Below are 20,457 nucleotides of genomic sequence, written 5' to 3'. Positions count from 1 at the left end.
ACGGCGGCCGGTACTCCCCGGGGAGTACCGGGGCGGTGGGCGTCCGGGGCGCTACGAGGGGGTGCGGGCGGTGGCCAGGAGGCGGGTCACGTCGTCGGAGCAGATCGTCAGGGCCGCGCCCACGGTGGCGAGGACGTCCCGTTCGGCGGGGGTGTAGGGGCCGTCGGCGAGGGCGATGCGGGCACCCTGGAGGAGGATCACCTCGCGGCCCGGCGCGGCGAGGTGCGGGGCCAGCGGGTCCAGGGCCTCGTGGAGCTCTATGGCGAGGCTCGCTCCGCAGGGCTCGCCGAAGAAGCGGCCGGTGTCGGCGGCGAGGGCCTCGACGAGGGCGTTCAGCTGGTCCTCGGTGCAGTCGTCGAAGCCGGCCGAGCGGACGGTCGCGGCGGCGGTCTCCAGGGACGGGCGGGCGCAGCCGCCGCCCGCCGCGAGGACCGCGAGGGCGACGGTGTGGACGGCGTCGCGGAGCATCGCGGAGAAGCGGGTGGTGGTGGGGTGGTCGAGGACGTCGGTGCCGTAGTGGCTGCGGCAGGCCGCGCATTCGACGACGGGTCCCGTCTCGCCGCGCGGGAGGACGGGAACACCCAGAAGGGTGAAGCGGCGTCGGCCGGTCAGCCGCTGGTAGTTACGGTCGCCTCCGCAGCCCGGGCAGAAGAACTCCCCGTCGCCGACGGTGCTCCACGCCGTACGGGTGCCCAGGATGCGGGAAACCTGAACTGCACGACCGTTTCGTCCCCATCCTGGCAGCACGTCGCACACCTCCGTAACGCCACGGCAACATCGCCGCGCTGGCGTGATGTTAGCCACATTGTCGAGGTGTCGTCAGTACCTGGGACGAGACCCGCCCGTGACCCGCACACGGATTGGCCGGGACACGACCGGGCCCCGCCCGCCTCGAAAGGCGGACGGGGCCGGAAAGAAGCAGGTGGACGAGGTCAGCGGGCGGCGCGGTTGACGGCGGAGACGACGGCCTTCAGCGAGGCGCGTGTCGTGTTCGCGTCGATGCCGATTCCCCACAGGACCTTGTCGCCGATCGCGCACTCGATGTAGGAGGCGGCCTGCGCGGAGGCCCCCTCGCTCATCGTGTGCTCCTGGTAGTCGAGCAGGCGCACGTCGATGCCGACGGACTGCAGGGCGTCGAAGAAGGCGGAGATCGGTCCGTTGCCGCTGCCGCTCAGGACGGTGTCGGCGCCGTCGACGGTGGCCTCGACGGTCAGGGTGTCGACGCCGTCCTTGTCCGTGGTGGACTGGCCGGTCCTGACCTGGATGCGGCCCCACGCGTTGCCGGGGTTGGGCAGGTACTCGTCCTGGAAGGTCGCCCAGATGTCCTTCGGCGTGACCTCGCCGCCCTCGGCGTCGGTCTTCGCCTGGATGATCCTCGAGAACTCGATCTGCATCCGGCGCGGCAGGTCCAGCTTGTGGTCGTTCTTCAGGACGTACGCGATGCCGCCCTTGCCCGACTGCGAGTTGACCCGGATGACGGCCTCGTAGGAGCGGCCGACGTCCTTGGGGTCGATGGGCAGGTACGGGACGGCCCACTCGATGTCGTCGACGGTGACGCCCTTCGCGGCGGCCTCGGCCTCCATGGCGTCGAAGCCCTTCTTGATGGCGTCCTGGTGGGAGCCGGAGAAGGACGTGTAGACCAGGTCGCCCACGTACGGGTGGCGCGCGTGGACCTCCATCTGGTTGCAGTACTCCCACGTACGGCGGATCTCGTCGATGTCGGAGAAGTCGACCTGCGGGTCGACGCCCTGCGAGAACAGGTTCATGCCGAGGGTGACCAGGTCGACGTTGCCGGTGCGCTCGCCCTGGCCGAACAGGCAGCCCTCGACGCGGTCGGCGCCGGCCATCAGCGCCAGCTCGGCGGCGGCGACGGCGGTGCCGCGGTCGTTGTGCGGGTGGATCGACAGGCAGACGTACTCGCGGCGGGACAGGTTGCGGTGCATCCACTCGAAGCGGTCCGCGTGCGTGGACGGCGTCGAACGCTCCACGGTGGCGGGCAGGTTGAGGATGATCTCGCGGCCCGGGCCGGGCTGCCAGACGTCCATGACCGCCTCGCAGACCTCCAGGGCGAAGTCCAGCTCGGTGTCGGTGAAGATCTCGGGGCTGTACTGGTACCCGAACTCGGTCTCGGGGCCCAGCAGTTTCTCCGCGTACTCCACGACCAGACGCGTGCCGTCGACGGCGATCTGCTTGATGTCGTCCCTGGAGCCGCGGAAGACGACGCGGCGGAAGACCGGGGCGGTGGCGTTGTACAGGTGGACGTTGGCGCGCCTGGCGCCCTTCAGTGACTCGACGGTCCGTTCGATCAGGTCCTCGCGGGCCTGGGTCAGTACGGAGATCGTCACGTCGTCCGGGATCGCGGTCTCGTCCTCGATGATCGAGCGGACGAAGTCGAAGTCCGTCTGGCCCGACGCCGGGAAGCCGACCTCGATCTCCTTGTAGCCCATCTTGACCAGCAGGTCGAACATCTCGCGCTTGCGCGCGGGCGACATGGGGTCGATCAGTGCCTGGTTGCCGTCGCGCAGGTCCGTGGAGAGCCAGCGGGGGGCGACGGTGATCCGGTTGTCCGGCCAGGTCCGGTCGGGGATGTCGACCTGGTCGTACCGGCCGTACTTGTGGACCGGCATCGACGTGGGACGCTGACGGTTGGTGCGGGGGTGCTGGCTGATCTGGCTGTCCGCCATGATGCGTAGGCTCCTCAGGATGTCCGAAAGGACGGCCGACGGCGCAACGCCAGACTCCGCGGGGAGGGGGTCGGCCTCGACTACAGGCCCTCGCCGCGGCAGCTAAGAAGAAGCAGCCCGAAACGCATGATGCTCCGCAGCCTAGCGGAGTCGCGCTTCGTACGGAGGGCTGTATCAGTATGCGGGATCGCAAGCCCCAAAAGAGACAAAAAGTGCGCTATACCACTTCCGGCCGGAATCTCCGGCTCCTTGCTCCCCATTTCACCAATCATGGTTGCGCGTAGTGACATGTACGTCACTCAGTGCAAGGGTGCCGGGCATGACGACCAACGGGGGCTTCGAGCCCGTCCACTGCACCATCGTTCCGCCCCACGTCCTCGACAAGATGGCCCGGCACGAGGACCCCGCGCTCTCCGGTCCCGCGCGCCAGACCCTGGAGCGCGACGCGTACGAGCGCACCCACCGCCGGCTGACCACCGTCCTCGGCGCGCCCGCCGTCGCCGCGCCCGCGGAGGCCGCCGAGCGCACGCCGCACCGCACGATCTACGACGCCCGCCACCGCCAGGACCTCCCCGGCAGGAAGGTCCGCGGCGAGGGCGACAAGCCGGGCAAGGACGCCACCGTCAACCGCGCGTACGCCGGTCTCGGCGCGACCTTCGAGCTCTATCTGAACGCCTTTCAGCGCACCTCGATCAACGGCGAGGGCATCCCGCTCGACGCGACCGTGCACTTCGACACGAACTACAACAACGCCTTCTGGAACGGCGAGCAGATGGTGTTCGGCGACGGCGACGGCGAGATCTTCCTCGACTTCACCATCCCGGTCGACGTCATCGGCCACGAACTGACCCACGGTGTCACGCAGTACACGGCGAACCTCACCTACTTCGGCCAGCCGGGCGCCCTGAACGAGTCCATGTCGGACGTCTTCGGCTCGCTGATCAAGCAGTACACGCTCGGCCAGACCGCCGCCGAGGCCGACTGGCTGATCGGCGCCGGGCTGCTCGCCCCGCGGGTCACCGGCACCGCCCTGCGCTCCATGAAGGCACCGGGCACCGCGTACGACGACGACGTGCTCGGCAGGGACCCGCAGCCCGCGACGATGGACGGCTACGTCCGCACCGGCCGGGACAACGGCGGCGTCCACATCAACTCCGGCATCCCCAACCACGCCTTCTACCTCGTCGCCCAGGCCCTCGGCGGTCACGCGTGGGAGCGGGCCGGACAGATCTGGTACGACGTGCTGACCGGCGGGGAGCTGCCGCAGCAGGCCCTCTTCTCGGACTTCGCCCGGCTCACGCTCGCCGCCGCGCGGACCCGGTACGCCGAGGGCGAGGAACTGCAGGCCGTGTCGAAGGCGTGGGAAGAGGTCGGAGTCACCTCCGCATAACCCGGGATCCGCCGGGGGATCCCGGGGTACCCGACCCGCAGCCCGGAGGCACCAGGCCTCCGGCACCCGACTCGTACCGGACAGGACCCCATGCGTATCGAGGTACGGCGCACGGGCGGATTCGCGGGCATCGAGCGCCGTGCCGAGGTGGACACCTCGGCACGGTCCGACGCCTGCGAGTGGCACGCCCTCGCCGAACGCGCGCTCACCGCCGGCCGGGACACGCCCCCGGCCGGCGTCCCGGACGGCTTCCACTACGAGATCACCGTGGACGGCAGAACGGTCCACGCCGCCGACCCGTACCTCACGGAGGCCCAGCGCGAGCTGGTCTCCCGGGTCCTGAAGGAGGGGGTGTAGAGGGGGGAACCCCGGGGGGAGGACGCGGCGGGGCACGGGCGGCCGCGGGTTCACGCCGAACCGTTGACTTCCGTTACCGCGGGTACGGATGATCGCGCATGGCGACGAATCCCCTCCCCCAGTTCCCCTCCGGCTTCCTCTGGGGCGTGTCCACCTCGGCCCATCAGATCGAGGGGGCCGCGGACGAACGCGGCCCCTCGGTGTGGGACGCCTTCACCGCCGAACCCGGACGCGTCAAGGACGGCTCCACGGCCGCGGTGGCCTGCGACCACGTCCACCGCTACCCCGAGGACGTGGCGCTCCTCGCCGGCCTCGGCGTGGACGCGTACCGCTTCTCCGTCTCCTGGCCCCGGGTGAACTCCCCCGGCGGCCTGGACTTCTACGACCGTCTGGTCGACGCGCTGTGCGCGGCCGGCGTACGGCCCGTGCCGACCCTCTTCCACTGGGACCTGCCGGCGGAGCTGGACTGGACGGACCGGGACACCGCCGAGCGGTTCGCGGAGTACGCCTCGGTCGTCGCCGGCCGCCTCGGCGACCGCGTCAAGAAGTGGATCACCCTCAACGAACCCGCCGAACACACCCTGCTGGGGCACGCGCTCGGCGCGCACGCCCCCGGCAGGCGGCTCCTGTTCGACGCCCTGCCGGTGGCCCACCACCAGCTCCTCGCCCACGGCCTGGCCGTACGGGCCCTGCGCGCGGCCGGGGCGGGCGACATCGGGATCGCCAACTCGCACGGGCCGACCTGGGCGGCCTCGGACCGTACCGAGGACGTGGAGGCGGCCGACTTCTACGACCTCCTGCTCAACCGGCTCTTCGCCGACCCCGTCCTGCTGGGCCGCTACCCCGACGGCATCGCCGAACTGATGCCCGGCGACGTCGAGTCGGACCTGAAGGTCATCGGCGAGCCGGTCGACTGGTACGGGATCAACTACTACCAGCCGACGAAGGTGGGCGCCCCCGAGGGAGCCGAGATCGAGTTCGGCGGACTCACCCTGCCCGCCGAACTGCCCTTCACCGTCAAGGAACTGGAGGGGTACCCGGTCACCGACTTCGGCTGGCCGGTGGTGCCCGAGGCGCTGACCGAGCTGCTCACCGGCTTCCACGAGCGCTACGGCGACCGGCTCCCGCCCGTCGTCATCACCGAGAACGGCTGCAGCTACGACGGCATCGACGACCAGGAGCGGATCGCCTTCCTGGACGGTCATGTCCGCGCGCTGCACCGGGCGTTGGACCAGGGCGTCGACGTACGCGGCTACTTCGTCTGGTCGTTGATGGACAACTTCGAGTGGGCGGAGGGGTACGCGCGCCGCTTCGGCCTCGTGCACGTCGACCACGAGACCCAGGAGCGGACCCCGAAGGCCTCGTACACCTGGCTGCGGGACGCCCTGCGGGCGCAGAGGTGACCCCGGCCGGGCCGGCGACCCTCCCCGGACGGCCGCCGCGGCCGCGGGGGAAGGCCGCCGGCCCGGTCACAGGGCGCCGGCGTCGCGGGCCGTCCACAGGGACGGGTACACCGGGCGGAAGCCCAGGTCGCGGCGGATGCGGTCGGTCGACACGATGCCGTGCCAGGGGTCGGGGTCGGGGCGCTCGTACAGCGCGGGCGGTACCTCGACGCCGTTGATCCGGTGCAGGTCGACGGTGGTGACGGGGGCGTCGTCGGCGATGTTGTAGACCGGGGTGCCGCCCACGCCGGGCGCGTACAGCAGGCGGAGCAGGCCCTGGGCCACGTCCGCGTGGTGGACCATCTGGAGCCGCTGTCCCGCGGCCCAGTGCGCGGCCCACCTCATCGACGCGGCGAGATGCGGGTCGCCCTCCCCGTACACGAAGGAGAGGCGGCCGATCCGGACGTCCATGCCGCCCTCCAGGGCGAGCAGGCCGCGCTCCGCCTCCGCCTTGGAGGCGGGATAGGCGCCCCACATCTCACCGCCGGGCACGCTCGGGTCGTCCTCGGTGAGCGGGCGCCCCCGGCCCGTCCCGTACACCAGGTTGGTGCTGACCTGCACGAACCTGCGCACCCCCGCGGAGACGGCGGCGCGGCCCAGCTCCAGGGCGGCGTCGCGGTTGACCGCCCAGGCCTCGTCGTCCGGAACGCCGCGGAAGGCGGCCGCGACGTTCACCACCGCGTCGACGCCCGCGAGGGCCTTGCCCAGCACCTCGGCGTCGCGCAGGTCCCCGACGGCGATCTCCGGCCCGAGGCCGGCCGGGCCGGTGAGGCCGGACAGGGCCGCCGCCCGGGACTCGTCGCGGACCAGGACCCTCACCCGGTCACCCGGGGGCGCCTGCTGCAGAAGGCGGGGTACGAAGCGACGTCCGACCTCGCCGGTGGTCCCGGTCACCAGTGTCAGCATGATCTGCTCCTCTCGTCGGCCCCCACCGTCCCCCCGCGCCGGGCGGGGCGGGAGAGACCTCCTGATCCGGGGACCGGCGGTCCCTGGATGAGACCGGCGGCCCGCGTCACCCTGGAGAGGTGGACCGAACCGAACTCGCCGACTTCCTCCGCCGCGGCCGCGCCCGGCTGGAGCCCTCCGACGTGGGACTCGCGGCCGGTTCCCGCCGCCGCACCCCCGGGCTGCGCCGTGAGGAGGTGGCGGCGCTCGCGGGCATGTCCGTGGACTACTACACCCGGCTCGAACAGTCGCGCGGACCGCACCCCTCGCGCCAGATGCTCGGCGCGCTGGCGCGGGCGCTGCGGCTCACCGGCGACGAGCGGGACCACCTGTTCCACCTGGCCGGCGAACAGCCGCCGCGCGCCGCGGCCGCCTCGCCGCACGTCCGCCCCGGGCTGCTGCTGGTCCTCGACCGGCTGTACGACGCGCCCGCCCACGTCGTGACCGACTACGGCGAACTGCTCGCGCAGAACGCGATGTCGGCGGCGCTGACGGGCGAGGCCGGACCCGGGCGCAATCTCGTGCGCCGGTTCTTCACCGACCCCGCCTCCCGCGCCCTCTTCCCGCCCGAGGACCGCCCCGGGCACGCCCGCTCCCACGTCGCCAACCTGCGCGCGGTCACCGCGGCCCGCCCCGAGGACCCGGCCCCCGCCGCTCTGGTGGCCGAACTCCGCTCCACCAGCCGGGAGTTCGCGGACCTCTGGGAGTCCCACGAGGTCGCCGTGCGGCGCTCCGCGACGAAGCGGTTCCTGCATCCCACGGTCGGCCTGCTGGAACTCGACTGCGAGATCCTGATCGGCTCCGGCGACAACCAGCTCCTCGTCGTCCACACGGCGCGCCCCGGCACCGAGTCCCACGAGCGGCTGCGGCTGCTGCGCGTGGTGGGCCTGCAGGACCTCGCCCCCTCCGACGGCCGACGGTGAGCCTCCGGGTCCGGGAGCCGGGTCGGCGGCGGCCTTCCGGGCCAGGGGCCGACTTCGGCCACTTTTCATGACCGCCGGAGGAAAGGGCTCTCTGTCCCTTGCAATCGCGAGGCACCCGCGCCTCAATGGGAGCCGCACATTCCGACGGACCGTAGGTCACGCCTCCGCACGGCGTCCCGCACCCCACACGCGGACGGTCCGCGTACACGTCTCCCCGCACCCTCACCGGCACAGAGGTGAGGAGCCCGTGTGCCCGGCCCAGGGCCGACGGCTCCGTCCCGACCATCCCCACATGGCAATTCCCCACAAGGGAAGGGATATCGATGAGAGGCAAGCGACTCGCGACGGTCTCGGCGTTGGCCGCCGGCACCCTCGCGGCGACCGGTCTGGCCTTCGCGCCGGCCGCCGCGGCCGTCACTCCCCAGACGGCCACCATCAACGCGACCTGCACCATCGGCGGCGGTGGCGCCGCCACCCTCACGGCCACCCAGAACGGCACGGCCGCGACCATCACCCTCAGCTCCACCGCCATCACGGCGCCCATCCCCATCGCCGCGAACTCGGTCACCTCGACGCTCTCCCTGGTGAACGCGAGCGGCGGGAGCACCGTCTTCAGCGGCAAGAAGAACCCCGCGATGGCCATCGGCAGCGGAGTGTCCGTAGGTCCCCTCGACGGCACCGTCGCCTCCGGCGACAGCCTGGAGTTCTACGGCGGCTCCCTGAAGATGACCATCTTCGGCATCACGATCACCTGTACGGCGAACGCGCCGCAGTCCCCGGGCCCGTTCGTCTTCGACTGATCCCGCCGGTCCGCTGATCCGCTGATCCACCGCGCCACGACGTGAAGAGGGCCGGTGCCGCCCGCGCGCAGCGACACCGGCCCGGCTCCCGCGACAGCCCCCGCACCCTCCGCGCCCGGCGGCGACTTTGGCGTCCACGCGCCGGGCCGGTGACCATGACAGAAACTGATGGCCCATCAGTCAGTGCGCCGGGTCTCCATTGACTTCTCGCACGGCCGGCACATCAATGTCCCCCTGGCGGCGCAGAAGAGCCGCTGCGCCCGCATCCCTCAGGAGGGGGGCAACACCCATGTCAACCACGGGTCCGACAACCCGAAGACGCCGTAGCGCGGCACTGCTCGGGGCGGCCGTACTCGCGCTCACCGTGGGAGGTGCGCTGGCCGCTCCGGCCGGAGCCGCACCCACGAACGTGGACTTCCCCACGCACTGCATCCCGCCGGCGATCGCGGGCCTCCCGCCGATCGACGGCACCACCACCGCGAAGATCACGGTGGACAAGGCGAGTCCGAAGGTCGGCGACACGGTCACCGTGACCTACACGGTGGTCACTCCCGCCGCGAGCAACCCGGTCGACCTGGCGCTGCCGGCCGACATCATGACGCCCACCGGCAAGGTCGCCCTGGGCGGGGCGCAGACCGGCAGCGTCACCGTCGCCGGTCCCAGGAAGAACGACCCGGTGCCCGCCAAGGGCGCCTTCCCGTCGTTCAGCATGACCGGCACGTTCACCGTGACCGCGCCCGGCGCGATCACGCTCTCGCCCGGCGACTACAACATCCACACCAGCTACATCATGGAGCTGGACACCCCGTGCACGGTCACCAACCCGCCCGCCCCGGTGTCGGAGACGGTCACCGCGACCGGCGGACAGACCAACACCCGGGCCATCCAGCTCGGTTCGGCCTCCGGGAACCCCGGTGACAGCGTGACCGTCACCGGCAGCGGCTTCACCCCGGGCGCGAGCGTCACCCTCGCCGGACGGTCCGGGGCCACCCAGACCGCCGACACGGCGACCGTGACCGCGAACGCCCAGGGCTCCGTCAGCGGCTCGCTCGTCGTCAACGACAGGACGACGACCGGCGTGGTCGCCTACGAGGGAGGAAGCTGGGACCCGGACACCGGAGCGGGCCCCGCCGCGTACGTCGTCGTCGACGACACCCCCGTCCCCGACGGCAGCCAGAAGCTCACCACCACGGTGAGGGCGGGAACCCTGTCGATGACCCAGGCCGGGGACGCCGTCGCGCTGTCGGCCGTCGACTACGGCACGGGCGGCGCCTCCACGGGCGCCCTGAAGACGGTGACGGTCAAGGACTTCCGCGGCGGGCCCGCGGGCTGGTCCCTGACCGGCAAGGTCACCGACTTCACCGGCCCCGGCGCGAAGATCGACGCCGGTGCCCTGAGCTGGACCCCGGCCTGCGCGACCAAGGCCGGCAGCCCGAGCACCTGCCGGGCCGGCTCGTCCGGCACGGTCGGCACCTCGGGAGCGACCCTGGCGTCCACCCCCAACGGGACCCTCACCGGTGGTGAGTTCACCGTCGACGCCGGACTGTCGCTGAACGTACCGGGGTTCACGCCTCCAGGGTCCTACTCCGGTGTGCTCACGCTGACGCTCAGCTGACCGGTCCGCCGTCCGACCGGTCGTCCGCACCCCGGTGGCCGGGCGCGCACCCGCCCGTCCACGCAGGGGCGCTCACGCACGACGACAGCCGCCAGTCCGCCGATGCCGTCCGCGGGGGTCCGCACCCATGCGCAAGCCGTACGCCCTCCTCCTGAGCGTGTTCCTGGTCCTGCCCGCCCTCGTGGCCCTGACGGCCACACCCGCGCACGCGGCCGACAACGGGAGCTGGTCGGTCTACCCCGTCTCCTCGCGCATCGCCGAGCGGCCCTACTTCTACCTCTCCGCCGACCCCGGCCAGATCCTCCGGGACGAGGTCACCGTCACCAACAAGACCGACGGCCCGCTGACGTTCCGGCTGTACGCGGCCGACGCCTACAACACCGCCCGTGACGGCGGTTTCGCCGTCCGCACCCCGTCGGAGAAGCAGCGCGGGGTGGGGGTCTGGGCCGAGCCCGGCCGCTCCCGGGTCACCGTGCCCGCGCACGGCCGGGTGACCGTGCCCTTCACGCTCCACGTCCCCGAGGGGGCCGAGCCCGGCGACCATCCGGGCGCGCTGGTGGCGCTCGACGAACGGATCGAGACGGGCTCGGGCTCCCTGTCGGTCGGGGTGCGCCGGGCCGTCGCCGCCCGGGTCTACCTGCGGGTCGGCGGGCCCACGGTCCCCGCCCTCGCCGTGGAGAAGGTGCGTCTCGCCCACCACCGGCCGCTGGTCCCCGGCACCGGACCGAGCACGGCCACCGTCTCGTACACCCTCCACAACACGGGCAACGTGACGCTGAACCCGAAGGTGCGGCTGAGGGCCGAGGGGCTCTTCGGGCGCACGCTGCTGTCCCGCGAGCTCGCGGGCATCCCCTCGGAACTGCTTCCGGGCCAGCGGGTCAGGCTCACCGCGCCCTGGCACGGGGCGCCGCAGGCCGACTGGGGCGACGTGACGCTGACGGCCAGCGCGCCGGGGACCCGGGAGTCGGCGAGCGTGTCGTTCCTCGCACTGCCGTGGCTCGCGGCCGTGCTGGCCGTCGTCGCGTCCGCCGCTGCCGTCTGGGCGGTCAGAGCGCGTCGGGCCCGCGTTCGCCCGTCCGCACCCGTACGACCGTCTCCACGGGTACGGACCACACCTTTCCGTCTCCGATCTTTCCGGTCCGCGCGGCCTTCACCACCGCGTCGATGACCGCGTCGGCCTCGCCGTCCCCGACGACGACCTCGATGCGGGCCTTGGGGACCAGGTCGACCTGGTACTCGGCGCCGCGGTAGACCTCGGTGTGCCCGCGCTGACGCCCGTACCCGCTGGCCTCGGTGACGGTCATCCCGTGCACGCCGAGCTCCCGGAGGGCGGACTTGACCTCGTCGAGACGGTAGGGCTTGACGATCGCGGTGATGAGTTTCATGCCTGGGGCTTGGCCTTCTGCGCGGTGGGAAGGGACGACGACACCGGGGCGCCGTGGCCCAGGACCCCGTGATCGTAGGCGCTCTCGGCGTGCACCGTAAGGTCCAGGCCGGTCCGCTCCTGCTCCTCGTCCGCGCGCAGCCCCATGAACCGGTCGATCACGGTGCCGATGCCGTACGTGGCACCGAACGCGTACGCCCCGACGGCCAGGACACCGACGAGCTGCCGGCCGAGCTGCCCGAGCCCTCCGCCGTACAGCAGCCCCTCGGCGCCGCCGGTCATCGTGTGGACGGCGAAGACGCCGATGAGCAGCGTGCCGATGATCCCGCCGACCAGATGGACGCCGACGACGTCGAGGGAGTCGTCGTAGTTCAGCCTGAACTTCCAGCCCACGGCGTACGAGCAGACGACGCCCGCGGCGAGCCCGACGGCGAGCGCGCCCAGCAGGGACACCACCCCGCACGAGGGGGTGATGGCCACCAGACCGGCGACCGCGCCCGAGGCCGCGCCCAGGGTCGTCGGATGGCCGTCGCGGCGCTGCTCGACGAGGAGCCAGCCGAGCAGGCCCGTGCAGCCGGCGGCGAGGGTGTTGAGGAAGGCCGCGGCGGCCAGACCGTTCGCGCCGAGGGCGGACCCGGCGTTGAAGCCGAACCAGCCGAACCACAGGAGACCGGCGCCGAGCACGACCATGGGGAGGTTGTGCGGCCGCATGGCGTCCTTCTTGAAGCCGAGCCTCGGTCCGAGCACCAGGCACAGCGCGAGCCCGGAGGCGCCCGAGGCGATCTCGACCGGCATGCCGCCCGCGAAGTCGAGCGCGCCGAGGCCGTCGTGGATCCAGCCGCCCGGGCCCCACACCCAGTGCGCGACGGGAACGTATACGAGCAGGGTCCAGACGGGCACGAACACGAGCCAGGCCCCGAACTTCGTCCGGTCGGCGACCGCCCCGCTGATCAGCGCGGCGGTGATGATCGCGAAGGTGAGCTGGAAGGTGGCGAAGAGCAGGGTGGGGACGGACCCCTGCACGCTGTCCGGCCCGAGCCCGGCCATCCCGGCGTGCTCCAGACCGCCGACGAGCCCGCCGAACGCGTCCGGGCCGAACGCGAGGGAGTACCCGGCCGTCAGCCACACCACCGTGACCAGCGCGATCGACACGAAGCTCATCATCAGCATGTTGAGCACGCTCTTCGCGCGGACCATGCCCCCGTAGAACAGGGCGAGGCCGGGGGTCATCAGGAGGACGAGCGCGGTGGCGGCGAGCAGCCAGGCGGTGTCACCGGTGTCGATCCGGGAAGCGGCCAGGGTCACGGTCTCTCCAACGGAGTGGGGGCACGAGGTGGGGGTGTCGTCAGAGCGTCGTGGGCGCGGGTTTCCGGTTGCGCACGCCCGCGTTTCCGACATGTTTCATTGCGCCGTGATTTCCGATTCCTCACCGGGGAGGAGAGCGGCCCATGACCCCGGAACGTCCCGTGCGCGGGAACCGGAACGAACGCTTCACCGGTGCCGTGACGACCGCCTCACGACTGTCGGACGGCTTGGTGCGGCGGGCGTCCGGCGATCAGGGACAATGGGCGCCATGAGCGTTCGCAACCAGTCATCCGAGCCGTCCGAGGACAGGGGCACCACTCGCGCCCTCGACGCGGTGGAGAACCACCGCGCCGGCTTCGCCTGTTTCGTGGGCCGTCCCAACGCGGGCAAGTCCACCCTCACGAACGCTCTGGTCGGCCAGAAGGTCGCGATCACGGCGAACCAGCCGCAGACCACGCGGCACACCGTGCGCGGCATCGTGCACCGGCCCGACGCGCAGCTGATCCTCGTCGACACCCCCGGCCTGCACAAACCGCGCACCCTGCTGGGCGAGCGGCTCAACGACATCGTCCGCACCACCTGGGCCGAGGTCGACGTGATCGGCTTCTGCCTGCCCGCGAACGAGAAGCTCGGCCCGGGTGACCGTTTCATCGCGAAGGAACTGGCGTCGATCAAGAAGACGCCGAAGGTCGCGATCATCACCAAGACCGACCTCGTCGACAGCAAGACCCTCGCCGAGCAGCTCATCGCGATCGACCAGCTCGGCCGGGAGCTCGGGTTCGAGTGGGCCGAGATCGTCCCGGTGTCGGCGGTCGGCGACAAGCAGGTGGGTCTGCTGGCCAATCTGATCGTCCCGCTGCTGCCGGAGGGGCCCGCCCTCTACCCCGAGGGCGACCTGACGGACGAGCCGGAGCAGGTCATGATCGCGGAGCTGATCCGCGAGGCCGCCCTGGAGGGCGTCCGCGACGAGCTTCCGCACTCCATCGCCGTCGTGGTCGAGGAGATGCTGCCGCGCGAGGACCGCCCGGCCGACAAGCCGCTCCTCGACATCCACGCCTTCGTCTACATCGAGCGCCCCAGCCAGAAGGGCATCATCATCGGCCCCAAGGGCAAGCGCCTGAAGGACGTCGGCATCAAGTCCCGCAAGCAGATCGAGGCCCTGCTGGGCACTCCGGTCTTCCTCGACCTGCACGTGAAGGTCGCCAAGGACTGGCAGCGCGACCCCCGCCAGCTCCGCAAGCTCGGCTTCTGAGGGAGCTCCGGTCCGGGGGGGGGGGAGGGAGTCGGTCCCGCCCCCCGGGGACACCCGTGGGCTCAGCCCGCGGTCACCGTCGTGTGCACGACGCCGTCGGGCCCGGCGAGGAGCACCGGTGTGGCGGGCCCGCCGAGATCCCGTACGGCCGCGCGGTCCTCGTCGGTGACGGCCCCTGCCCCGGACACCACGGCCGCCGCCTCCAGGGACTTCGCCCCGGACGCCACGGCCATCGCCACGGCCGTCCGCAGGGCGCTCAGCCGCAGCGACTCCAGCTCCACGGTCCCGGCGACGTACGTACGTCCCGTCTCGTCGCGCACGGCCGCGCCCTCGGGCACGCCGTTGCGGGCCCGCGCGGAACGGGCCAGGGTGACGATCTTGCGGTCCTCGGGGTCGAGCGCGCTGCTGTCGGTCATGACCAGAGCATACGAAGTGCCGGCACCGTCTCCCGCCGAAGGGTCAGCCGGCCACCGGGTACATCGACCCGCGGCGCCCCTCCGGGGAGGCGAGCCACTCCAGCTTCGCGGCCGTGTTCGCCTCGGGCAGCGGCGTGTGCAGCACGATCGTGAGGTCGGGCCGGGCCGGCACCTTCATCGCCGTGGACTCGACGGAGAGCAGCCCCACCAGGGGGTGGTCGAGCTCCTTGCGGATCTGCCCGGCGTCCTCGATGTCCCGCCGCCCCCACAGCTCCGCGAACTCGGCGCTGGCCCCGGTCAGCCGGTCCAGCAGTTCGCGCAGCCCCTCGTCGTCCGGCGCCGCGGCGCACGAGGCGCGGAACTGGGCCACCACGCTTCGGGCGTTGTGCTCCCAGGTGCGCGAACGGCCGCGGTAGAGCGGGTCGGTGAAGAAGTCGAGGATGCAGTTCTGGGTGATCTCCGGACGCATGCCGAGGACCACCGCGGCGGCGTCGTTGTACATGACGCAGTTGTAGTACGGGTCCATGATGTGCGCCGGATACGGCATCCACGTGTCGATCAGCCGCCGCAGTCCGTCGCACATGTCCAGGTTCCCCGGGGCGACTTCGGGCGCGGGCGGGTTCAGACCGGCCAGCGTGTACAGATGGCGCCGCTCGGTGTTGCTGAGCCGCAGCACCCGGGAGACGGAGTCCAGGACCTGCGGCGACACGGATATGTCCCGCCCCTGTTCGAGCCATTGGTACCAGGAGGCGCCGACTCCCGCGAGGACGGCGACCTCCTCGCGGCGCAGCCCCGGTGTGCGGCGGCGGGCTCCGCCGCCCGGGAGCCCGGCCTCCGCCGGTGACACCCGCGCCCTGCGGCTCATCAGGAACTCACGGAGTTCCGGGCGTCGTTGGGTCCTCTGCGCGTCCTCCGTCACGTGTCTCCCCCTTCGGTGACTGGTGGTGCGGCCACCAGCATAAGTTCCGGCTCCCCACGGATGTTCCGGCCGCCGCACGCTCTTGCCATGACCACGAACACGACCGCCGGGTCCACCGCCCGCACCCCCGGCACCGGCACGCCGGGCATCGATCCGGGCACCACGAACGGTCCCCGGGCCAGCACCTCCACCGCTTCCCCCGCCCGCGCGAAGGACGGCCGGCCACCGCGCGCGGACCGGCTGTCGCGGCGCGACGCGCTCGTCCTCTTCGTGCTGTGCGCCGCCCAGTTCATGGTCGCGCTGGACTTCTCCGTCCTGAACGTGGCCCTGCCCGTCCTCGGCCGGGACCTCGGCATGAGCCCGTCCGCGTTCCAGTGGGCGGTCACCGCCTTCGCGCTGCCCTCCGGCGGCTTCCTGCTCCTCTTCGGCCGCGTCGGTGACCTGTTCGGCCGCCGGGGGCTCTTCCTCACGGGGCTGGCCGTGTTCGGGGCGGCCTCCCTGCTCGCGACCTTCGCCTGGGACCCGGCGTCGTTCCTGGCCGGACGGGCGCTGCAGGGGCTCGGCGCGGCGGCGATCGTGCCGACCGGCATGTCGCTGCTGACCACGACCTTCCCGGAGGGTCCCGCACGGGACCGCGCGCTCGGCGTCTCCGGCACGCTCCTGTCGCTGGGCTTCACCGTCGGCATGGTGGCGGGCGGTGTCCTGACCGACGTGCTCGGCTGGCGTTCGACGATGGGGCTGCTGTCGCTGTTCGCGCTGGTCGTGCTGCCGCTCGCCGCCGGTCTGCTGCCCGCGTCCGGCCCGCGGCGCACGGACGCGGCGGACCGCCCCCGTCTGGACGTCCCCGGCGCGGTCACCGTCACCGGCGGCCTGCTGGCCCTGATCTACGCGCTGTCGACGGCGGCGGGGCACGGCTTCGGCGGCGCGGACGTCATCACGACGCTCGCCCTGGGCCTGCTGCTGCTCGGCGCCTTCGTCCGGATCGAGTCCCGTGCCGAGACCCCGCTCGTCCGCCTGAGGATGCTGCGCCGCCCCACGGTGGCGTGGGGCAGCCTGGGCGGCCTGGTCACCTTCTCGATGATGTCGACGGTCGTCTTCGCGCTGACCCTCTACCTCCAGGAGACGCTCGGCCTCTCCGCCTTCGAGACCGGCCTGGTCTTCGGCGCGCAGGGTCTGCTGTCGGCCGTCGCGGGAGGGTACGCCCCGAAGGTCATCGGCCGCTTCGGCGCCCGGCGCACACTGGCCGGCTCGCTGGCGGGCCAGGGGCTGTTCGTGGCGGCGATGCTGCTGCTGGACGCGCACGCCTGGTCCGTCTGGATCGCCACCGCCGCGGTGTCGCTGGCCAGCGTGTGCCACCTGGGCGCGATCATCTCGTACGGCCTGACCGTCACCTCGGGCGTCCCGGACGAGGAACAGGGCCTGGCCACCGGCCTGGTGACCTCCACCCAGCAGGTGGGCATCACCGTCGGCATCCCGCTCCTCGGGGTCCTCGCGACCACCTCGGACGATCTGCTGAGCGGCGTCCGCACGGTCCTCGCCCTGGACGCGGCGATCGTGCTCGCGGCGGCGGCGCTGGTCGCGGCCGCACTCGGGCGGCGGGCCGCGGCGCGCACCCGCTGAGACGGCGCCGGGCCCTGCCGGGTCAGGGCCGGTCGAGGCGCAGGCGCTCGGCGCGCGGCAGGCCGGACACGACGAGGTCGTACGAGTCCTCGACGAGCTCCCGGACCAGGCGGTCCGGGAGCTCGCCGTCGGCGGTCACCGTGTTCCAGTGCCGCTTGTTCATGTGATAGCCGGGGACGATCAGTCCCGGGTACCGCTCGCGCAGCCTGACCGCGTCGTCCGGGTCGCACTTCAGGTTGACCGTGAGCGGGCGCCCGTCGAGGTTCGACAGCGCGAAGAGCTTGCCCAGCACCTTGAAGACCGAGGTCTCGGGGTTGAAGGGGAAGTCCTCGACGGTGGCATTGAAGGACAGGCAGAACGCGCGCAGTTCCTGCGGGGTCACTCCGGCTTCTCCTCCTCGGGGGGTTCCGCCGGGCCGGCCGGCTCGACGAGCACCGTGACGATCTTGTTCCGGCGGCCGGCCGCGGCCTCCGCGGTGAGCCGCAGCTCGCGCCCGTCGGGCAGTTTCACGGCCGAGGAGGCACCGGCGATGGGGACGCGCCCCAGGGCCTTGGCCAGCAGCCCGCCGACGGTCTCCACGTCCTCGTCGTCGTAGGCCTCGAAGCCGTACAGCTCGCCGAGGTCGGTGATGTCGAGGCGGGCGGTCACCCGGAAGCGGTCGTCGCCGAGCTCCTGGACGGGCGGCAGCTCGCGGTCGTACTCGTCGGTGATCTCGCCGACGATCTCCTCGAGGATGTCCTCGATGGTGACGATGCCGGCCGTGCCGCCGTACTCGTCGATGACGACGGCCACGTGGTTGCGCTCCTGCTGCATCTCGCGCAGCAGGTCCCCGGCGTTCTTGGTGTCGGGCACGAACGCGGCGGGACGCATGGCCGTGGACACCAGCTCGGACTCGGCGTCGCGGCTGATGTGCGTCTTGCGGGCCAGGTCCTTGAGGTAGACGATCCCGACGATGTCGTCCTCGTTCTCGCCCGTGACGGGTATGCGCGAGAAGCCGGAGCGCAGGGCGAGGGTGAGGGCCTGCCTGATGGTCTTGTAGCGCTCGATGACGACGAGGTCCGTGCGGGGCACCATGACCTCGCGCACGAGGGTGTCGCCGAGCTCGAAGACGGAGTGCACCATGCGGCGCTCCTCGTCCTCGATGAGCGACTCCTTCTCGGCGAGGTCGACCATCGCCCGCAGCTCCGCCTCGGAGGCGAACGGACCGCGCCGGAAGCCCTTGCCGGGGGTGAGCGCGTTGCCGATGAGGATCAGCAGCGGCGGGATCGGGCCCATGACCCGGGCGAGCGGCAGCAGGACGTACGCCGCCGCCGTCGCGGTGTTCAGCGGGTGCTGGCGGCCGATGGTGCGCGGCGAGACACCGACCGCGACGTACGACACGAGGACCATCACGGCGATGGCGGCGGCCAGTGCCTGCCAGGTCTTGTCGAACTCCTTGAGACAGGCGAAGACGACGAGTGCCGCGGCCGCCATCTCGCAGGTCACGCGGACCAGCAGCGCCACGTTCAGGTAGCGCGTCGGGTCCGCGGCGACCTGTGCGAGCTTGGCGCTGCCGCGCCGGCCGCTGCGGACCGCCTCCTCTGCGCGGAAGCTGGAGACCCGCGCGAGGCCTGCCTCCGCGCAGGCGGCGAGCCAGGCGACGACGACGAGGACGATGGCGCCGATGACGAGCTGAGGACTCATGACACGGTCGGGGCCGGAGACGGACCCGTGAAGCCCTTCTCCGCACGCCAGCCGTCCACGATGGCGGCCTGCAGGCCGAACATCTCGGCCTTCTCGTCGGCTTCCTCGTGGTCGTAGCCCAGGAGGTGCAGCACGCCGTGGACGGTGAGGAGCTGGAGCTCCTCGTCCATGGAGTGCTGCGTCGGGGCGTCCTTGCCCTGCCGCTCGGCGACCTCGGGACAGAGCACGATGTCGCCGAGCAGGCCCTGCGGCGGCTCGTCGTCGTCCTTCGACGGCGGACGCAGCTCGTCCATCGGGAAGGACATGACGTCCGTGGGTCCCGGCAGGTCCATCCACTGGATGTGGAGCTGCTCCATGGCGTCGGTGTCCACGACGATCACCGAGAGCTCGGAGAGCGGGTGGATGCGCATCCGTGCGAGCGCGTAGCGGGCGATGTCGAGGATCGCCTGCTCGTCGACCTCGGTTCCGGACTCGTTGTTGACGTCGATCGACATGGCGGTGCTGGTCTACTTCCCCTTGTGGCCCCGGCTCTTGTGGGAGCCGTTCTCGGTGCCGTTCTCGCTGTCGTACTTCTCGTACGCGTCGACGATACGGCCGACCAGCTTGTGCCGGACGACATCCTGGGACGTGAGCCGCGAGAAGTGGACGTCCTCGACCCCGTCCAGGATGTCCTGGACCTGCCGCAGACCCGACTTCGTGCCGCTCGGGAGGTCGACCTGCGTCACGTCACCCGTGATGACGATCTTCGAGTCGAAGCCGAGCCGGGTGAGGAACATCTTCATCTGCTCGGGGCTCGTGTTCTGGGCCTCGTCCAGGATGATGAAGGCGTCGTTGAGGGTCCGGCCGCGCATGTACGCCAGCGGCGCGACCTCGATCGTGCCCGCGGCCATCAGGCGCGGGATCGAGTCGGGGTCGAGCATGTCGTGCAGCGCGTCGTAGAGCGGGCGCAGGTAGGGGTCGATCTTCTCGTAGAGCGTGCCGGGCAGGAAGCCGAGGCGCTCGCCGGCCTCGACCGCCGGGCGGGTCAGGATGATCCGGTTGACCTGCTTGGACTGGAGCGCCTGGACGGCCTTCGCCATGGCGAGGTACGTCTTGCCGGTGCCGGCGGGACCGATGCCGAACACGACGGTGTGCTTGTCGATGGCGTCGACGTAGCGCTTCTGGTTGAGCGTCTTGGGGCGGATGGTGCGGCCCCGCGAGGACAGGATGTTCTGCGTGAGCACCTCGGCCGGGGTCTCCTGGCCGTCGCCCGTCCCGTTCTCGCTCGCCCTGAGCATGGCGATCGAGCGTTCCACTGCGTCCTCCGTCATGGGCTGCCCCGTGCGGAGCACCAGCATCATCTCGTCGAACAGGCGCTGGACGAGCGCGACTTCACCGGCGTCGCCCACCGCGCTGATCTCGTTTCCCCGGACGTGTATGTCGGCCGCCGGGAAGGCCTTCTCGATCACGCGCAGCAGGGCGTCTCCGGAACCGAGAACGGTCACCATGGGGTGCTTGGCCGGGACGGTGAAGTGTGCGCGCGCCTGCCCCTGGGCGGGGCCGTGAGCTGTGGGTGTCTGAGTCATGGGCCGGCTCTTAAGGCCTGCGTATCCTCCTCGGTCGGCACGCTTGCCACACGGGCAGCCTTGCGGTTCCCAGCGTACGTCGCACCGCTCACGGAGCCGTAGGGCTTTTCTTCCGGTGACGAGGTCGTGACCTGAGGCCCCCGCCCGGGGCCGCCGG

The 20,457-nt window shown here is 71.8% G+C and carries 19 protein-coding genes and 1 pseudogene; 9 read left to right on the top strand and 11 right to left on the bottom strand.

What is annotated here, in order from left to right:
• Positions 1-51 precede the first annotated feature (51 nt).
• Both ACFW6B_RS09520 and leuA read right to left on the bottom strand, forming a co-directional pair.
• Positions 52-747 carry a TerB family tellurite resistance protein gene (locus ACFW6B_RS09520; protein WP_386593781.1) on the bottom strand — a complete coding sequence of 232 codons (696 nt, stop codon included), beginning with the start codon at positions 745-747 and terminating at the stop codon, positions 52-54.
• A gap of 185 nt (positions 748-932) precedes the next feature.
• Positions 933-2,684 carry a 2-isopropylmalate synthase gene (gene leuA / locus ACFW6B_RS09515; RefSeq protein ID WP_386593779.1) on the bottom strand — a complete coding sequence of 584 codons (1,752 nt, stop codon included), beginning with the start codon at positions 2,682-2,684 and terminating at the stop codon, positions 933-935.
• A gap of 319 nt (positions 2,685-3,003) precedes the next feature.
• On the opposite strand from leuA, the gene ACFW6B_RS09510 reads away from it, so the two are divergent.
• The 3 genes from ACFW6B_RS09510 (at position 3,004) to ACFW6B_RS09500 (ending at position 5,834) form a co-directional block, all read left to right on the top strand.
• The gene (locus ACFW6B_RS09510; RefSeq protein WP_386593777.1) at positions 3,004-4,074 is read left to right on the top strand and encodes a M4 family metallopeptidase; all 1,071 of its coding nucleotides are present in this window, start codon (positions 3,004-3,006) and stop codon (positions 4,072-4,074) included.
• A gap of 90 nt (positions 4,075-4,164) precedes the next feature.
• Entirely contained in the window at positions 4,165-4,431 is a 267-nt protein-coding gene (locus ACFW6B_RS09505; RefSeq protein ID WP_386593775.1) for a protealysin inhibitor emfourin, read from the top strand.
• Positions 4,432-4,529: 98 nt separating this feature from the next.
• Positions 4,530-5,834, top strand: a complete 1,305-nt coding sequence (locus ACFW6B_RS09500) for a GH1 family beta-glucosidase (RefSeq protein ID WP_386593773.1) — start codon at positions 4,530-4,532, stop codon at positions 5,832-5,834.
• A gap of 66 nt (positions 5,835-5,900) precedes the next feature.
• Here the strand turns inward: ACFW6B_RS09500 and ACFW6B_RS09495 are convergent, their stop codons facing one another.
• Positions 5,901-6,779 (bottom strand): NAD-dependent epimerase/dehydratase family protein, encoded by an 879-nt coding sequence (locus ACFW6B_RS09495; RefSeq protein WP_386593771.1) that lies wholly within the window; start codon positions 6,777-6,779, stop codon positions 5,901-5,903.
• A 119-nt stretch (positions 6,780-6,898) separates the two neighbouring features.
• Between ACFW6B_RS09495 and ACFW6B_RS09490 the strand changes: the two genes are divergently transcribed.
• From ACFW6B_RS09490 to ACFW6B_RS09475, 4 genes and pseudogenes are all read left to right on the top strand, one after another.
• Complete coding sequence (locus ACFW6B_RS09490) at positions 6,899-7,741, top strand: helix-turn-helix transcriptional regulator (RefSeq protein WP_386593770.1); 843 nt, start codon at positions 6,899-6,901, stop codon at positions 7,739-7,741.
• Between the two features lie 323 nt (positions 7,742-8,064).
• Positions 8,065-8,541, top strand: coding sequence for a hypothetical protein (locus tag ACFW6B_RS09485; protein ID WP_386593768.1), 477 nt, complete (start codon positions 8,065-8,067; stop codon positions 8,539-8,541).
• A gap of 289 nt (positions 8,542-8,830) precedes the next feature.
• Positions 8,831-10,156, top strand: a complete 1,326-nt coding sequence (locus ACFW6B_RS09480) for a beta-xylosidase (RefSeq protein ID WP_386593766.1) — start codon at positions 8,831-8,833, stop codon at positions 10,154-10,156.
• Between the two features lie 127 nt (positions 10,157-10,283).
• Positions 10,284-11,306 (top strand): annotated as a pseudogene (locus ACFW6B_RS09475) (WxL protein peptidoglycan domain-containing protein); the annotation flags it as partial.
• Here ACFW6B_RS09475 and ACFW6B_RS09470 read toward each other — a convergent pair.
• Both ACFW6B_RS09470 and ACFW6B_RS09465 read right to left on the bottom strand, forming a co-directional pair.
• The gene (locus ACFW6B_RS09470; RefSeq protein ID WP_386593764.1) at positions 11,203-11,541 is read right to left on the bottom strand and encodes a P-II family nitrogen regulator; all 339 of its coding nucleotides are present in this window, start codon (positions 11,539-11,541) and stop codon (positions 11,203-11,205) included. The pseudogene ACFW6B_RS09475 and the gene ACFW6B_RS09470 sit on opposite strands and share 104 nt — an antisense overlap.
• Positions 11,538-12,845: an ammonium transporter gene (locus tag ACFW6B_RS09465; protein WP_386593762.1), complete on the bottom strand. Its 1,308-nt coding sequence runs from the start codon at positions 12,843-12,845 to the stop codon at positions 11,538-11,540. Before ACFW6B_RS09465 ends, ACFW6B_RS09470 begins: the two co-directional genes overlap by 4 nt.
• 259 nt (positions 12,846-13,104) lie before the next feature.
• On the opposite strand from ACFW6B_RS09465, the gene era reads away from it, so the two are divergent.
• Positions 13,105-14,097 (top strand): GTPase Era, encoded by a 993-nt coding sequence (gene era, locus ACFW6B_RS09460; RefSeq protein ID WP_386593760.1) that lies wholly within the window; start codon positions 13,105-13,107, stop codon positions 14,095-14,097.
• A 62-nt stretch (positions 14,098-14,159) separates the two neighbouring features.
• On the opposite strand, the gene ACFW6B_RS09455 is transcribed toward era, so the two are convergent.
• Both ACFW6B_RS09455 and ACFW6B_RS09450 read right to left on the bottom strand, forming a co-directional pair.
• Positions 14,160-14,513, bottom strand: coding sequence for a cytidine deaminase (locus tag ACFW6B_RS09455; RefSeq protein WP_386593759.1), 354 nt, complete (start codon positions 14,511-14,513; stop codon positions 14,160-14,162).
• Between the two features lie 43 nt (positions 14,514-14,556).
• Complete coding sequence (locus tag ACFW6B_RS09450; RefSeq protein ID WP_386593913.1) at positions 14,557-15,378, bottom strand: helix-turn-helix transcriptional regulator; 822 nt, start codon at positions 15,376-15,378, stop codon at positions 14,557-14,559.
• Between the two features lie 141 nt (positions 15,379-15,519).
• On the opposite strand from ACFW6B_RS09450, the gene ACFW6B_RS09445 reads away from it, so the two are divergent.
• On the top strand, positions 15,520-17,052 hold the full coding sequence (locus tag ACFW6B_RS09445; protein ID WP_386593757.1) for an MFS transporter: 1,533 nt from the start codon (positions 15,520-15,522) through the stop codon (positions 17,050-17,052).
• 22 nt (positions 17,053-17,074) lie between these two features.
• Here ACFW6B_RS09445 and ACFW6B_RS09440 read toward each other — a convergent pair whose 3' ends face one another.
• The 4 genes from ACFW6B_RS09440 to ACFW6B_RS09425 are packed head-to-tail and all read right to left on the bottom strand — an operon-like array spanning position 17,075 to position 20,300.
• On the bottom strand, positions 17,075-17,434 hold the full coding sequence (locus ACFW6B_RS09440) for an MmcQ/YjbR family DNA-binding protein (protein ID WP_386593755.1): 360 nt from the start codon (positions 17,432-17,434) through the stop codon (positions 17,075-17,077).
• Complete coding sequence (locus ACFW6B_RS09435; RefSeq protein WP_386593753.1) at positions 17,431-18,735, bottom strand: hemolysin family protein; 1,305 nt, start codon at positions 18,733-18,735, stop codon at positions 17,431-17,433. The genes ACFW6B_RS09440 and ACFW6B_RS09435 overlap by 4 nt, the downstream gene beginning before the upstream one ends.
• On the bottom strand, positions 18,732-19,229 hold the full coding sequence (gene ybeY / locus ACFW6B_RS09430) for an rRNA maturation RNase YbeY (protein WP_386593751.1): 498 nt from the start codon (positions 19,227-19,229) through the stop codon (positions 18,732-18,734). The genes ACFW6B_RS09435 and ybeY overlap by 4 nt, the downstream gene beginning before the upstream one ends.
• 12 nt (positions 19,230-19,241) lie before the next feature.
• Positions 19,242-20,300 carry a PhoH family protein gene (locus tag ACFW6B_RS09425; protein ID WP_386593749.1) on the bottom strand — a complete coding sequence of 353 codons (1,059 nt, stop codon included), beginning with the start codon at positions 20,298-20,300 and terminating at the stop codon, positions 19,242-19,244.
• Positions 20,301-20,457 lie beyond the last annotated feature (157 nt).

Source organism: Streptomyces sp. NPDC058751, assembly GCF_042746485.1.
GTDB lineage: Bacteria > Actinomycetota > Actinomycetes > Streptomycetales > Streptomycetaceae > Streptomyces.
This window is presented reverse-complemented; position numbering and strand designations above follow the sequence as displayed.

Excerpts from the sequence above, each read along its gene's own strand:
- leuA (WP_386593779.1), bottom strand. The coding sequence starts at position 2,684 with ATGGCGGACAGCCAGATCAGCCAGCACCCCCGCACCAACCGTCAGCGT.
- ACFW6B_RS09510 (WP_386593777.1), top strand. The coding sequence starts at position 3,004 with ATGACGACCAACGGGGGCTTCGAGCCCGTCCACTGCACCATCGTTCCG.
- ACFW6B_RS09505 (WP_386593775.1), top strand. The coding sequence starts at position 4,165 with ATGCGTATCGAGGTACGGCGCACGGGCGGATTCGCGGGCATCGAGCGC.
- ACFW6B_RS09500 (WP_386593773.1), top strand. The coding sequence starts at position 4,530 with ATGGCGACGAATCCCCTCCCCCAGTTCCCCTCCGGCTTCCTCTGGGGC.
- ACFW6B_RS09495 (WP_386593771.1), bottom strand. The coding sequence starts at position 6,779 with ATGCTGACACTGGTGACCGGGACCACCGGCGAGGTCGGACGTCGCTTC.
- ACFW6B_RS09485 (WP_386593768.1), top strand. The coding sequence starts at position 8,065 with ATGAGAGGCAAGCGACTCGCGACGGTCTCGGCGTTGGCCGCCGGCACC.
- ACFW6B_RS09480 (WP_386593766.1), top strand. The coding sequence starts at position 8,831 with ATGTCAACCACGGGTCCGACAACCCGAAGACGCCGTAGCGCGGCACTG.
- ACFW6B_RS09470 (WP_386593764.1), bottom strand. The coding sequence starts at position 11,541 with ATGAAACTCATCACCGCGATCGTCAAGCCCTACCGTCTCGACGAGGTC.
- era (WP_386593760.1), top strand. The coding sequence starts at position 13,105 with ATGGGCGCCATGAGCGTTCGCAACCAGTCATCCGAGCCGTCCGAGGAC.
- ACFW6B_RS09455 (WP_386593759.1), bottom strand. The coding sequence starts at position 14,513 with ATGACCGACAGCAGCGCGCTCGACCCCGAGGACCGCAAGATCGTCACC.
- ACFW6B_RS09450 (WP_386593913.1), bottom strand. The coding sequence starts at position 15,378 with ATGAGCCGCAGGGCGCGGGTGTCACCGGCGGAGGCCGGGCTCCCGGGC.
- ACFW6B_RS09445 (WP_386593757.1), top strand. The coding sequence starts at position 15,520 with ATGACCACGAACACGACCGCCGGGTCCACCGCCCGCACCCCCGGCACC.
- ACFW6B_RS09435 (WP_386593753.1), bottom strand. The coding sequence starts at position 18,735 with ATGAGTCCTCAGCTCGTCATCGGCGCCATCGTCCTCGTCGTCGTCGCC.
- ybeY (WP_386593751.1), bottom strand. The coding sequence starts at position 19,229 with ATGTCGATCGACGTCAACAACGAGTCCGGAACCGAGGTCGACGAGCAG.
- ACFW6B_RS09425 (WP_386593749.1), bottom strand. The coding sequence starts at position 20,300 with ATGACTCAGACACCCACAGCTCACGGCCCCGCCCAGGGGCAGGCGCGC.